Here is a 12,585-nt window from a genome sequence, read left to right as displayed (position 1 = left end):
GCTTTCAGTGAGGAAGGTCGGACGCGGGCTCGTCGCCCGCGTCAGGCAGGTCGCCGATGTCGGCGGACAGGTCGTCGTCGAGCGGCGTATCGCCACTGACGGCCACCAGGCGGGCCGGGGCGCGCTTGAACACGTCGGCCAGCGCGCCATTGATGATGCGTTCTTTCAAGACATCCGTGTCCATCATCAGGTCCAGCAGCGGGCCTTCCAGGATGACATCGCCGCGCCGCTCGATGAAGCCCAGCTTGGCCAGGGTGCCCAGGTTCATGTCCATGCGCGTCTTCTTGCCCAGCTTGTCGCCGAAGTCCGACAGCAGCGCCTTGTAGGAAATACCCATGGACGCGTCTTCCGCGCGCGGCAGCGGTTTTTCCGTGCCAAACATATCGTTCTGGTCGTCGTCCGCGTGCTGGTGCGTTTCCTGGCGTTCACGCTTGGGCAGGATGATCTGCGCCCACAGCACCACCAGCAAGGCCACGCCATCGCGCGCCAAACCAAAATTATTGTTTTGCCAGACGTCGCGCGCGCCGAAGATCTTCGGCTCGATGGTGCGCGTCAGGGCCAGGGTCACATGGTCGGCATACACGTTGTCAAGCAGTTTCAAGCCGCAGGCCAGCAGGCGCGCATCGATCTCGGCGCGGAACAGCTCGTCGGACAGCACGCGCTTGACGAGCTTGTCGTCGCGGCGCAGGGTTTGATGCGTGAGCAGGCGCGCAATCAGGATTTGGGAATCGTCATTCATCGGCAGTGCCGCTATCTAAATCAAGTGAAACATTCAGTGAAAGCGAGGCGATCGACATGGCCGCCACGTGGGGGTCGGTCAGTTGGACCATCTCGTCGGTCGGTGTAAAGGTGATCGGCAAACGGGCCAGTTCGGCCGTGGATCCCTGCAAGCTCGCTTCGGACACGTCGCCCAGCAGCGGCAGCATCGAGGCGCGGTACGAGGCCACGGCAAAGCTGGCCGGCAGCAGCGAATCCTGCACCGGCACGCTCTTCGGCCCCTCTTCGCCTATGCTGGGGAAATTGCCCAGGCTGGCGAAGTTCGACAGGCGTTCGAGCAAGTCATCGAGTTCAAGCTGCATGGCGGGTCCGTCGCTGATGGTGGTGGGCGCATCCTCTCCGCTGGGCAGGCCCGTGTTGATGACGCCTGCCGCCCGTTCGGACAGCAGTTCCGTTTCGGCCACGTCGATCATCTCGGCCGGCGTGGAAAACAGGGGCACGACGGGCTGGTCGATGGCGCCCTCGGCCAGGCTGGCCAGGTCGTCATGCAGCAAGAGCCAGCGCTTGATGTCCGTGGTCGACAGGCCCGACTGGCCCAGGTGCACGCGCTGGCGCTCGATCTGGTTCAGGGCGCGCGAAAACATGCCTTGCATGTTGAGCAATTTACTTTGCGCGCGGCCGATCGCCTGCGCCGCCTTGTGCGTGGCGCTGTCCGCGTTTTCATCGGACGTGATGGCCACGAGAATTTCGGAACCTTTCTCGACCCAGTCGCACGCCATGTTCCACTTCGCTTGCGCCGTGCGCAGGCGAAATTCCGAACCGGAGGCGATGGCGTCGGAGAATTCTTCCGTCAAGTCCACCAGACGGCCCAGCAAATGCTGGAGTTGCTCGACGGACACGCCGCCGACGGCTTGCGCGCCCGCCACCTGCGACAGCAGGAACCCCATTTCCGCTTCGTCTTCCGTTTGCCCCAGGCCCAGCAAGCTGTCGATGGCGGACAGCACATTGCGCGCCATGGGCGTGACGCGGTACACGCCCTGCTGCGCATCCCAGGCCAGCAACTGGTTCGAGCGCAGACGCAGCAAGACCGTTTCCAGGCTTTCCGGCAGCAGATACGCCAGTTTCGTGTTGATATCGGCGCGCGTGTAGGCGGACGTGGCCGCATCGGACGCCAGCTCGCGCAACACCAGCAGCCGCACCAGCACGCCATCGAAACCGCCGTGGAACAGGGCCGTGAACACTTGCAGCAAGGGCTGCGCCCGCTTCAAGTGAAACACCTGCTCGATCTCGTCGGCCGAAATATTGGGCTGGAAATGCGCCTGCAAGGAATCGTGATGCTCCTGCTCTGTCTGATTTGCATCCGTAGCCACGGCTGCACTTGCCATTATATCAATCATTCTTTTCCGGATGAGTGTTCAGCGGGCGGCGCTGCGGGCTAACGCGGCGCTGCGGGGCGGGGGCGTCAGTATATCAGTTCTGACATGCAATTTAGCGTGCGGGAGGGGGCGCTGCGGACACGGCGCAACACGGCTGCCGCCCCATGTTGCGCCAAGAGGGCAAATCAGGGGACCAAGCACGCCATGTCTGGCCCCACACGTTGGTAAACACTTACTTTTTAATGATCTTCTGCAGGGTTTGTTCGACGTAATCGCCGCCGTCCGCATCGGCGAACGTCACCTTCACGGGATACCATTCCAGCGACGGCGCCAGCCACAGGTCCACTTGCTGGCCCTTCTTGTCCGGTGGCGGCGCCTTGACCAGGTGGATGGCGGCGACCTCTCCCATGCCCGTGGCTACCGTCTCTTCCTTGACCACCTTGAAGGTCCACGGCTCGGCATCGTGCGCGCCCGCCACGAAGAAGGCCCATTCCGAGCCGGGGACGAATTTCTCGGGCGCGGCGCGCGCCACGCTGGCCAGTTGCCAGACGGTGCTGTTGCGGTCCTGCTCGCCGCCTTTCAGCGGATAGCTGTCATCGCCTTCGCCAAAGACGATGGTCTTGCTGTCGCGCTTGAACGTGGTCGTGACGGCATCCTTGCGGAAGCGCTTTTCCACGAACTGGAATGGCGCCAGGCCGTAATCGTCGACCGTGCCTTCGCTGCGCTGCTCGAGGATCTTGCCGAACAGGGCGGCCCTGGTTTCGGCCAGCAGCGAATACTTGCCGTCGGCCACGCGCCAGTTGCTGACCGATTCGCCGGACAGCGCAATGCCGCGCTGCTTGGCCTTGATCGAATAGACGAGGTCGGCCGACGGCGCCAGCTTGTACGGGCGCTTGATGACGGGATGGTCCACGGGCGCGTCGGCCATGGCGGGAATCAGGGTGGCGGCCAGTACGCCGGCGGCCAGCAAGTGTTTCAAAGTGGTCAGAGTCATCATTTATTTTCCTGTAGCGTCATTGACGGAGATCTTGGTCACGGTTTGCGTGGTCAGCGCCCCGTTCGCTTCGGTATTGCGTATTTGTACCGGATACCATTGCATGGACGGCGCCAGCCAGATATCGAGCTGCGACGAATACGTGCCGGGCTTCGGCGGCCGGCGCAGATGCCAGGTCACCAGGCGGCCCATCTTGGTGTCCAGTTCTTCCTCGCCCACCAGCTGGAAGCGGAACACGGTCGCTTCCTTTTCCTCGCCGACGAGAATGTCGATATTGCCCGCCAGCTGGTTGACGTCGGCGCGGCCGATGGCGGCCAGCTGGAACGGCACCGTGGCCTTGTCTTGCGCCCCCTCCTGCCATGGCACGGTCGCCGTCGTGGCCGAAAACGTGATGGCCTTGGCGTCGCGGTTGAAATGCGTGGCCGTTTGCGCGCGGCCCTTGCGTTTCTCCGTGGCCGTGACGGGCACGATGCCGCTGCCATCGATCACGCCCTCGCTGGTCAATACCAGCAGGTTGATGCGCGTGATCAGCATGCTCAAGCCCACTTCCAGCTTCAGCTGGTAGGTGTCGCCCCGGTTGTCCCACGCCATCGCGGCCACGCCCTGCCACTTGGTGCCGTCCGCATCGCGCCGGTCCACGTGCAGGTCGAACTGGGCCGAGGTGGGCGCATTCGTCTTGTAGCGCCGCGCCTGCTCGACGGGCGGTGGCGGCGGCGCGCTGGCCGGCTCGGGTGCAGCCGCCACGGCGGGCGCGGGCGCCGTGATGGCCGGGGCCGCCACCGCGGCCGGCTCGGTCGTGGCCGGGCCTGGCGGCACGTCGCTGGCAGGCGCCGTCAACTGCGGCGTTTCGCTCGACGCCAGTTCCGTCAGGGGCGGCGGTGGCGGCGGCCTGGGCTTGGGCATGGGGAGCTCGGGCGGCGGCGGTGGCGGCGCCACCGGCAGAGGCCTGGGCGGCTCGGCGATCAATGCCATGCTGACCACCTGCGCATGATCCTGCCGCAGCGGCACCATGCGGGCATGCGAGGTCAGCCATTCCAGCGCCACGTAATGCAGTGCGCCGATGACCGCGACAAAGACGACGGTGCGGCGGCGCGGTGGCGAAAAGAAGGAGTCAGGCATCATAGGCCGTAGTGTAACGCTTTCACTGCGCTTCCCGCTTCTTGCCCGCGCTCAACTCCCCCTGTTTTATGTAAGAAAATGTTGGCGGCTTTGCGTCAGTTGCAAGCTGATATCTGCTACGCTAGGCACATCCACCTACCAGGAGATTTCGCATGGCAAACCCGCAAATGCCCCAAATACCGGGCGCAGCAGTTGTGACCGATACGCTCGACTTCGTCAAAAACCTGTGGGGAAGCATGAGCGTGCCCGGCATGGGCATGCCTGGCATCACGGCGCCCACCATGTCGGTGGAAGAGCTGGACAAGAAAATCAGCGACTTGAAAGCCGTCGAAGCCTGGCTGAACCTCAATACCAGCATGCTGCGCGGCAGTATCCAGGCCTTGGAAGTGCAGCGCGGCACCATCGCCACCCTGAAATCGATGGGTGCGTCACTGGCCGCTGCCATCACGCAACCGGGCGCCAGCGAGAAATCCGTGTTTGAATCCGTGCCCTACGCTTCCGCGTTTTTCCAGCATGCCGCACCTGCGGCGCCAGCGCCTGAACCGAAACCGGCGCCTGCACCGGCACCTGCGCCGGAACCGGCCGCGGCGGCGCCCGCCGATGCCGGCGGCCAGGCGGCAGCCCAGCTGGCCAATCCAAGTGCCTGGTGGAATTTGTTACAAGATCAGTTCAAGCAAGCCGTGTCGACGGCCATGTCGCCCGACGCCGCCAGCGCGGCGGCGGCCAGCTTTGGCAGCGCAAGCAAAGCCAAGCCCGCAGCCAGCAAGCCCGCCAAACCTGCCGAGGCAGGCACGGCAGCCAAGGCCAAGGCCCCGCTGCGCAAGGCACCCGCCAAACGCGCAGCGCCCAAGGCTAAAGCACCAGGCAAGGCCTGATGTTCAAGCCGGCAATATGATCAGGCGATACGATGAATGCGGATCGCCTCGATCATGTTGTCGGCCTGGCGTTTTACGTCACCGATCGTGATCAGGCCTTCGTCGGCCAGCGCCTTGGCGTGCTCGTACGAAGACTGGAATGTCTCCAGCGTGTCTCCCTTGGCGGCGACCGGGCGTACCCAGGCAACGGCGCCGACTTTCATTTTCTTGTACACTTCATTGACCACATCACGCATAGTTTCTTCCTTATTGTTGTAAAGCAACTCAAGCGCAGGCGAACCCACGCTGGCCTCTAGTTTATCATCCGGCACGCTCACGCACGGCTTTTCCCCCTTTTTCCGCTAGCGGCGGCGCATTTTCCGGCGCCGCGGCGGCGTCTTCCGGCCCGGGCGGCGGCGTCAGTCGCACCAGTTGCTCCATCAATTGCGCGAAGCGCTGCTGCCCTGGTGCAATTTTGTCCACATATAACAACACTTCCATGGCTTCGGCCGCCAATGCCGCCTGGTAGCCCCGCTGCTCCAGGAAGGAGACGATGATTTGCGCGGAATTGAACAGGATGCGCAGATTGTTCGGCAGTTTCTCGCGCGCCGCGCGCATCCAGGCCACCGCTTCGTTGAGCTTGTCCGTCTTCCACAGCAGCACGCCCTTGTTCATCAAGTCCGACGCTTCCTTGCGCGAGGCGATGATCAGGCTGGTGCCTTCATCGCCCATCTTCGCCTTGTCGAAAATCTTTTGCACCTCGTCCTGCACCACCTGGTTGTCGTGGTTGTTCTTCACCACATAGCACAGCAGGCCCGCCGGCGCATCCTTGACGCCGACGGCGAACAGCAAGGTGGCCAGTTCCATGCAGATGGCCTTCTCGGGCCGCGCCGGGTCTTCGGCCAGCATGGCTTCGAGCTCGTCGCCGCACTTGCGCGCGCGCCGGTAGTCGCCCGTTTCGTGGTGCACCATGCCTTCCGTGATCTTCGCGCGCAAGCCGATCTGCTCGGGAGAGAACTCGCGCTGCGCCAGCAGCAGCCATTGCAGCGCTTCCTTGGCGTCCTTCTTCAGGCCGCATACGCGCGCCAGTCCCAGGTAAGCGTCCGGCGTCTTCATGACGGAAAACTCGCCGATGGAAATACACTTGCGAAAGGCCTTTTCCGCCATGCCGACATTGCCGATTTTGAGCGCCGCGAGCCCCAGGTTGCGCTGGCGCGGCACGGAATTGGGCGACAGGCGCGCCGCCTTTTCCAGCACGCCGCACGCTTCCTCGTGCTGGCCCATCAGCTGGTAGGCGACGGCCATCTGGTCATAGGCGTCGATGTAATACTTGTTCTCGACGATCACGCCCTGGAAGATCTGCCGCGCCGCCTCGTGCTCGCCGTTGTTCATGCGGATCTTGCCCAGGCCCGCCTTGGCCCAGCTGTAATCGCGCTCGGCCAGCACTTTCTCGTACACGGCGCGGGCCTTTTCCGGCTCGCCGCTTTTCAGCAGCAGGGTCGCCTTCATGCGCAGCAGTTCCAGCTCGTGCAGCTTGTTGACCTCGATCTGCGCGTCGCACAATTTGGCCGCGCGCAAATAATCCTTTTCCATGCAAGCCTGGTCGATTTCGCGGAATACCTGTTTCTTGTGCCACACGCGGTTCAGCCGCGTCAGCAGCACGCCTTCCGTGATCGGCTTGATCAGGTAGGCGTCGGGCTGGTGCTCGGCCGCGCCCATCACGGATTCCACGCTTTTCTCGGCCGACACCATCAGCCACACGCTCGACGGCGCCGTCAGGTTGCGCACGCGCGTCTCTTCCAGCACTTGCTGGCCATTCTTGCCTTCGCCGAGGTTGTAATCGCACAGCACCACGTCGTAGCGCGTCTTGGCCAGCAGCTTCATGGCTTCGCCGCCGCTGGCCGCCTGGTCGATATGGCGCGCGCCCAGGTTGCGCAGCGATTCGCGCAGCAGGATGCGGATGCCGATGAAGTCGTCGACCAGCAGATAATGCTTGTCGGCCCAGTCGGTGCTGCCCGCCTCGGCGGCGGTGGCGTGGCTGTCTGTCGTCATGGCATCCTCGTTCAGGGCAGGCGCAGGATGAAACAGCCGCCGCCCAGCGCGCCGCCATTTTCCAGGGCGATGCTGCCGCTGCTGCCCCGGTGCTTGTGCATCTTCGCCACCTCGCTGGAAAAATACAGGCCCAGGCCCGTGCTGTTGGTGGAAAAATTCACGCCGGCCGCCATGCCTTCCATGGCCGCGCCGCCCGCGTCGAGCAAGGCCTGGGTATAGCCGTCGCCATTGTCTTCCACGCGCAGTTCCAGCAAGGTGCCGACCTGGCGCACCGACAGGCGGATCGTGTCCTTCGTGTAGCGGATGGCGTTGTTGATGGCATGCGCCAGCACGCCGATGACCAGGTCTTCATCGAGGGTCCAGATCAGCTCCGGCGGACAAGCCGTCTCCAGCTGGATGCCTTTCGAGGCCAGCAGGATCTTTTCCTGGTCCACCACCTGGTCGATGACCTGGCTCACCAGCTGCGGCTGCACGTCGAAGGGGTAGCCGGGCTTGCCCACTTCCTTGTACAGGGCCAGCAGCTGGATCAGGTTATCGTTGAGGCGCTTGGTCTGGTACAGCATCTGCGCCATCTGCAGGTAGGCGGGGTCGGCCTGGGGCGCGGGCTTGGCCTGCTCGGCCGCCAGCAGCGACTCCAGGGTGCCGCTGACGACGCTGATCGAATTTTTCATGTCGTGCACGGTCGACGCCAGGAACAGGAATAGCTCGGGCGAGCTGTGTTGATCTTCCACCGGATATCTCCTTGGGGCCGCAGCTTGAATATTGCCAAGGATAAATTATACCGCCAGCCTGCGGACGCCAGCCAGCCGCGCGCAAAGTCCGTGACATGACGCAACAATGCCGCCCCCGCTGGCGCAGGGGCGGCATCGGACGGCCAGGCCGGCAAGGTCAGCGCCGCGCGCCCGCCAGGCGGCGCACCACCGCGATCATGCGGTCGATTTCCTCATACGTGTTGTAGAAGGCGAACGAGGGCCGCACCGTCGCTTCCACGCCGAAGCGGCGCAGGATCGGCTGGGCGCAGTGGTGGCCCGAACGCACGGCGATGCCCTCGTCGTTCAGGGCGCGCCCCACTTCGGCCGGCGCGTAGCCGGCCAGCACGAACGAGGCGACGCTGGCCTTCTCCAGCGCCGTGCCGATCAGGCGCACGCCGGCAATGGCTTGCAAGTGCTGCGTGGCGTATTCCAGCAGCGCGTGCTCGTAGGCGGCGATGTTGTCCAGGCCGATGCGCTGCACGTAATCGATGGCCGCGCCCAGGCCCACGGCATCGGCGATATTGCCCGTGCCCGCCTCGAAACGGTTCGGCACGCCCTGGTAGACGGTGCGCTCGAACGTGACGTCGGCGATCATGTTGCCGCCGCCCTGCCACGGCGGCAGCTGCTCCAGCAAGTCCGCCTTGCCATACACGGCGCCGATGCCCGTCGGGCCGAACACCTTGTGCCCCGAGAAGACATAGAAATCCGCGCCCAGCGCCTGCACGTCCACGCGCAGGTGCGACACGGCTTGCGCCCCGTCGACCAGCACGCGCACGCCGGCCGCATGCGCGAGCGCGATGATCTGCGCCACGGGCGTGACCGTCCCCAGCGCATTCGACACCTGCGTCACGGACACCAGTTTGGTGCGCCCGTTGAGCAGCTTGCGGAACTCGTCGAGGAGGATCTGCCCGCTGTCATCGACGGGAATCACGCGCAGGGTCGCGCCCTTCTCCGCCGCCAGCTGCTGCCACGGCACGATGTTGGCGTGGTGCTCGAGCTGCGAGACGATGATCTCGTCGCCGCTGGCGATGTACTTGCGCCCAAACGTATTGGCGACCAGGTTGATGCCCTCGGTGGCGCCGCGGACAAAAATGATTTCATTGGCCGAGGCGGCGCCAAGAAAACTGGCCACCTTGGCGCGCGCCGCTTCATAGGCATCGCTGGCGCGCGCCGCCAGCGCGTGCGCGGCGCGGTGGATGTTCGAATTCTCGTGCGCATAGAAATACGACACCCGGTCGATCACCGACTGCGGCTTGTGCGTGGTGGCCGCATTGTCGAACCACGCCAAAGGCTTGCCGTTGACCCGTTCGCCCAGCACGGGAAAATCGCGCCGCACGGCGTGCACGTCGAATGGCGCGGGCGCCTGGTGCTGGCCCGGTTGCGTCGCCGCCGGCAGGACAGTCTGGAAATAGAATTCAGGCTGCTTGTCGGCTGGCGATACGGGCAGCTGGCGCGCGGGGGCACGCTGCGGCGTGGCAAACAGCCCCCGCACATCGTCGGGAGCGGCTTGTCCCAGCCCCTGCAGCGCCAGGCCGTCGAGCTTATTGTTCGAGGCAGGATAGCCATGCGCGCCGCCGACAAAATAGTAGGGCGACGGCGCGCCGAGGCTCGACGCGCGCGGCGTGGGAAGCGCTGCCGGCGCCGGCGCGATGGGCGACTCCAGGGGCGCCGTCACGGGCGGCACCTGCGCCGTCGCCACGCCGGGGGCGATGGCGGCGAACGCAGGACCGGGCTGCGGCGGCGGACGGTGCGCATAGCGGGGCGCCGCATCGGGCACGCTGCCGGAGCCGCCAAGGCTGGGCGACTTGTCCAAGCCCGGCAGGCGCGCGAAAAACTCGCCCGCCAGGCGGTTCAGGGTCGCTTCGTCTGGCAACAGGGACGACGGCGCCAGGGCCGCCGCGCCATCACTTGTAGGTGTCTGGGTAGTCATGGTATTTACCGATCTCCACGTCTTCCAGTACGGCCAGCGCATCGTCGGTCAGCACGGCCAGCGAGCAATACAGCGAAATCAGATAGGACGAAATCGCGTGGCGGTTGATGCCCATGAAGCGCACGGACAGGCCCGGGCTTTGCTCGCCCGCCAGGCCAGGCTGGAACAGGCCGATCACGCCTTGCCGCTGTTCGCCCGCGCGCAGCAAAATGATTTTCGTCTTGCCGTCTTCGATCGGCAGTTTGTCGGATGGCACCAGCGGCACGCCGCGCCACGTCAAAAACTGCGAACCGAACAGGCTGACGGTCGGCGGCGGCACGCCGCGGCGCGTGCATTCGCGGCCGAAGGCGGCGATCGCCAGCGGGTGCGCGAGGAAGAAGCCCGGCTCCTTCCACACTTTCGTCAGCAGTTCGTCGAGGTCGTCCGGCGTGGGTGCGCCCGTCAGGGTGAAGATGCGCTGGTCGTCGTGCACGCTGGCCAGCAGGCCGTAGTCGGGATTGTTGATCAGTTCGCTTTCCTGGCGCTCCTTGATCGTCTCGATGGTCAGGCGCAGCTGCTCCTTGATCTGGTCGTGCGGGCTGCTGTACAGGTCCGACACGCGCGTGTGCACGTCGAGCACCGTACTGACGGCATTGAGGAAATACTCGCGCGGCTGCTCGTCGTAGTCGACGAAGGTTTGCGGCAATTCCGACTCGTCGCGCTGCGAGCAGGCCACGCGCACGTCCTTCGGATTCTTCACGCGGTTGAGGCGGTAGATACCCGCTTCCACGGGCAGCCATTGCAGCAGGTGCACGAGCCAGCGCGGCGTGATCGTGGACAGCTGGGGGACGCTCTTGCTTGCATTGGCCAGCTGGCGCGCGGCGTTATCGCCCAGCGCGAACTGGCTCTCTGTTGCTACTGTCATGACTACTCCTGATGAGAAAAGTGAATATGCTTATCTGAAAAACAAATAAAGTATCGAGCGTCTCCCCTCTTCTCTCAACATGCTATCGCCATCATCGTGGCGTTTAATCGACCCGCTTTAATCCACCAATTCCGGTTCGCAGCGGGCCATCAAGCCCGCCAGGCCGATGCCCAGCGCGCCGGCCAGTTTTTCCACCGTCAGCAGCGACGGCGTGGCGGCGCCCCGTTCGATTTCGCCGATGAAGGAGCGGTTCAAGTCGGCCGCTTCGGCCAGCCGCTCCTGCGACCAGCCATGCCCTTCGCGCAACTGGCGCACGGCCAGTCCAAACTGTTTGATCAACATGCTGTCCTCATGGGTGGTGGGCAAAAGCGGGGTGGGATGGCGCTGGAAGATCCGCTGCCTCCTGCTGGTTGTGCGCTTGTGTGACATGGCTGCCGGGCGCCACGCTGCGGGTCAGCCAGACATTGCCGCCGACGACGGAGCCCTGGCCGATGGTCACCCGTCCCAGGATCGTCGCGCCCGCGTAGATGACCACGTCGTCCTGTACGATGGGATGGCGCGCCAGCCCCTTTTTCAGCACGCCGTCGGCGTCGGCGGGAAAGCGCTTCGCGCCCAGGGTCACGGCTTGATAGATGCGCACGCGCTCGCCGATGATGGCCGTCTCGCCGATCACCACGCCCGTGCCATGGTCGATGAAAAAGCTGCTGCCGATGATGGCGCCCGGGTGGATGTCGATGCCCGTCTGCGAATGGGCCACTTCGGCGATGATGCGCGCCACCAGCGGCGCGCCCAGTGCATACAAGGCATGCGCCAGGCGGTAGTGGATGATGGCCAGGATGCCCGGATAGCACAGCAGCACTTCATCGACGCTGTGCGCGGCCGGGTCGCCCTGGAAGGCGGCCGCCACGTCCGTGTCGAGCTGGGCGCGGATGCGCGGCAGCGCGCGGGCGAAGCGCTGCACGATGGCCAGCGCCTGCTGTTCGATGGAGACCGTCTGCTGCAGACCGTGCTGGCGCGCGTGGTAACTGAGTTCGCGCCGCACTTGTTCGTGCAGGCCGGTCAAGGTCGTGTCGAGCGTGTGGCCGACAAAGAAATCCTCGCTCTCCTGCTGCAGGTCGAGGGGGCCCAGGCGCATGGGAAACAGGGCCGCGCACAGCGCACCGACGATGTCGCGCAAATGCTGGCGCGACGGGAATTCGCGCGCGCCGCACTCCCGATTGCTTGCCAGTCCTTCGCGCCACTGCGCGCGCACGGCGCGCAATTCATCGACGATCTGGCGCAGCTCCCACTGCGGCTGCGCGGCAAGGGAGGCGGGGGGGATGGCTCGCTGGTGCATGGTGGTCCCGGGAAGAGAGTTAATCTTGCAGCCAGGGCAGCGCATGCCAGCGCCAGCCGCCGCTGTGGCCACGCTGCCGCTGCGCGTCGAGGTCGCCCTCGAAGCCTTGCGCGATATTGAAGACGTGCGCGAAACCGGCCTTGGCCGCCGCTTCGGCGGCTGCGGCCGAGCGCTTGCCGCTGCGGCACAGCAGCAGCACGACGCCATCCTTGCCGCCCACCTTCGCTTCCAGTTCGCGCACGAAGCGGGGGTTGCGATTCATGGCCGTGCCGGTCGCCCACGCCACGTGCAAAGATTGCGGCACGTAGCCGACGAAGGTGCGTTCTTCATTGGTGCGCACGTCGACCAACACGGCTTTGCCGGCCTGCACCAGCTGCCACGCATCCTGCGCGCTGACGATGCCCGCATACGGCAAGCCCTGGGCCTGCGCCTGGAGGCGCGCGTTATTCAGCACTTCGTCAAACGCCGCCTCGCCGTGCGCGGCGCGGGGATCGAAAATCAGTTCTGCAGCAGCCATTTGTCCACCTCTTTCTTCCGTCGTCAAAAACCAG

Annotated in this window: 13 protein-coding genes; 1 reads left to right on the top strand and 12 read right to left on the bottom strand. The window is 64.8% G+C overall.

Going from position 1 to position 12,585, the window contains the following annotated elements:
- Window positions 1–4: 4 nt before the first annotated feature.
- The 4 genes from J0O65_RS11390 to J0O65_RS11375 all read right to left on the bottom strand — a co-directional run bounded on the left by J0O65_RS11390 (window position 5) and on the right by J0O65_RS11375 (window position 4,209).
- Window positions 5–739: a hypothetical protein gene (locus J0O65_RS11390; protein ID WP_215406822.1), complete on the bottom strand. Its 735-nt coding sequence runs from the start codon at window positions 737–739 to the stop codon at window positions 5–7.
- Complete coding sequence (locus J0O65_RS11385) at window positions 732–2,102, bottom strand: hypothetical protein (RefSeq protein WP_092608970.1); 1,371 nt, start codon at window positions 2,100–2,102, stop codon at window positions 732–734. Before J0O65_RS11385 ends, J0O65_RS11390 begins: the two co-directional genes overlap by 8 nt.
- A gap of 223 nt (window positions 2,103–2,325) precedes the next feature.
- On the bottom strand, window positions 2,326–3,090 hold the full coding sequence (locus tag J0O65_RS11380) for a DUF3108 domain-containing protein (RefSeq protein ID WP_215406820.1): 765 nt from the start codon (window positions 3,088–3,090) through the stop codon (window positions 2,326–2,328).
- Window positions 3,091–4,209 carry a DUF3108 domain-containing protein gene (locus tag J0O65_RS11375; protein ID WP_215406818.1) on the bottom strand — a complete coding sequence of 373 codons (1,119 nt, stop codon included), beginning with the start codon at window positions 4,207–4,209 and terminating at the stop codon, window positions 3,091–3,093.
- Window positions 4,210–4,358: 149 nt separating this feature from the next.
- Here J0O65_RS11375 and J0O65_RS11370 point away from each other — a divergent pair, with 149 nt between their 5' ends.
- Complete coding sequence (locus J0O65_RS11370) at window positions 4,359–5,081, top strand: PhaM family polyhydroxyalkanoate granule multifunctional regulatory protein (RefSeq protein WP_215406816.1); 723 nt, start codon at window positions 4,359–4,361, stop codon at window positions 5,079–5,081.
- Window positions 5,082–5,101: 20 nt separating this feature from the next.
- Here J0O65_RS11370 and J0O65_RS11365 read toward each other — a convergent pair whose 3' ends face one another.
- The 8 genes from J0O65_RS11365 to J0O65_RS11330 form a co-directional block, all read right to left on the bottom strand.
- On the bottom strand, window positions 5,102–5,398 hold the full coding sequence (locus J0O65_RS11365; protein WP_353056183.1) for a hypothetical protein: 297 nt from the start codon (window positions 5,396–5,398) through the stop codon (window positions 5,102–5,104).
- The gene (locus J0O65_RS11360; protein ID WP_215406813.1) at window positions 5,382–7,112 is read right to left on the bottom strand and encodes a tetratricopeptide repeat-containing response regulator; all 1,731 of its coding nucleotides are present in this window, start codon (window positions 7,110–7,112) and stop codon (window positions 5,382–5,384) included. The genes J0O65_RS11365 and J0O65_RS11360 overlap by 17 nt, the downstream gene beginning before the upstream one ends.
- Window positions 7,113–7,123: 11 nt before the next feature.
- Complete coding sequence (locus J0O65_RS11355; RefSeq protein ID WP_215406811.1) at window positions 7,124–7,843, bottom strand: sensor histidine kinase; 720 nt, start codon at window positions 7,841–7,843, stop codon at window positions 7,124–7,126.
- Window positions 7,844–8,000: 157 nt separating this feature from the next.
- Window positions 8,001–9,794: a family 2A encapsulin nanocompartment cargo protein cysteine desulfurase gene (locus tag J0O65_RS11350; protein ID WP_215406809.1), complete on the bottom strand. Its 1,794-nt coding sequence runs from the start codon at window positions 9,792–9,794 to the stop codon at window positions 8,001–8,003.
- Window positions 9,769–10,698, bottom strand: a complete 930-nt coding sequence (locus J0O65_RS11345) for a family 2A encapsulin nanocompartment shell protein (RefSeq protein WP_092718515.1) — start codon at window positions 10,696–10,698, stop codon at window positions 9,769–9,771. The genes J0O65_RS11350 and J0O65_RS11345 overlap by 26 nt, the downstream gene beginning before the upstream one ends.
- Before the next feature lie 117 nt (window positions 10,699–10,815).
- Window positions 10,816–11,040 carry a helix-turn-helix domain-containing protein gene (locus J0O65_RS11340; RefSeq protein WP_034784364.1) on the bottom strand — a complete coding sequence of 75 codons (225 nt, stop codon included), beginning with the start codon at window positions 11,038–11,040 and terminating at the stop codon, window positions 10,816–10,818.
- 7 nt (window positions 11,041–11,047) lie between these two features.
- Entirely contained in the window at window positions 11,048–12,034 is a 987-nt protein-coding gene (gene epsC / locus J0O65_RS11335) for a serine O-acetyltransferase EpsC (RefSeq protein ID WP_215406807.1), read from the bottom strand.
- 19 nt (window positions 12,035–12,053) lie between these two features.
- Entirely contained in the window at window positions 12,054–12,551 is a 498-nt protein-coding gene (locus J0O65_RS11330; protein ID WP_215406806.1) for a rhodanese-like domain-containing protein, read from the bottom strand.
- Window positions 12,552–12,585 lie beyond the last annotated feature (34 nt).

It is taken from the genome of Janthinobacterium sp. JC611 (assembly GCF_018682595.1).
Classification (GTDB): Bacteria; Pseudomonadota; Gammaproteobacteria; order Burkholderiales; family Burkholderiaceae_D; genus Janthinobacterium.
The sequence above is the reverse complement of the archived record's forward strand: the minus strand, read 5'-3'. Positions and strand labels throughout refer to the sequence as shown.

What these genes read in the sequence shown, in the direction of transcription:
- J0O65_RS11345 (WP_092718515.1), bottom strand. Translation starts at nt 10,698, where the DNA reads ATGACAGTAGCAACAGAGAGCCAGTTCGCGCTGGGCGATAACGCCGCG.
- J0O65_RS11360 (WP_215406813.1), bottom strand. Translation starts at nt 7,112, where the DNA reads ATGACGACAGACAGCCACGCCACCGCCGCCGAGGCGGGCAGCACCGAC.
- J0O65_RS11350 (WP_215406809.1), bottom strand. Translation starts at nt 9,794, where the DNA reads ATGACTACCCAGACACCTACAAGTGATGGCGCGGCGGCCCTGGCGCCG.
- J0O65_RS11370 (WP_215406816.1), top strand. Translation starts at nt 4,359, where the DNA reads ATGGCAAACCCGCAAATGCCCCAAATACCGGGCGCAGCAGTTGTGACC.
- J0O65_RS11375 (WP_215406818.1), bottom strand. Translation starts at nt 4,209, where the DNA reads ATGATGCCTGACTCCTTCTTTTCGCCACCGCGCCGCCGCACCGTCGTC.
- epsC (WP_215406807.1), bottom strand. Translation starts at nt 12,034, where the DNA reads ATGCACCAGCGAGCCATCCCCCCCGCCTCCCTTGCCGCGCAGCCGCAG.
- J0O65_RS11390 (WP_215406822.1), bottom strand. Translation starts at nt 739, where the DNA reads ATGAATGACGATTCCCAAATCCTGATTGCGCGCCTGCTCACGCATCAA.
- J0O65_RS11385 (WP_092608970.1), bottom strand. Translation starts at nt 2,102, where the DNA reads ATGGCAAGTGCAGCCGTGGCTACGGATGCAAATCAGACAGAGCAGGAG.
- J0O65_RS11380 (WP_215406820.1), bottom strand. Translation starts at nt 3,090, where the DNA reads ATGATGACTCTGACCACTTTGAAACACTTGCTGGCCGCCGGCGTACTG.
- J0O65_RS11330 (WP_215406806.1), bottom strand. Translation starts at nt 12,551, where the DNA reads ATGGCTGCTGCAGAACTGATTTTCGATCCCCGCGCCGCGCACGGCGAG.
- J0O65_RS11340 (WP_034784364.1), bottom strand. Translation starts at nt 11,040, where the DNA reads ATGTTGATCAAACAGTTTGGACTGGCCGTGCGCCAGTTGCGCGAAGGG.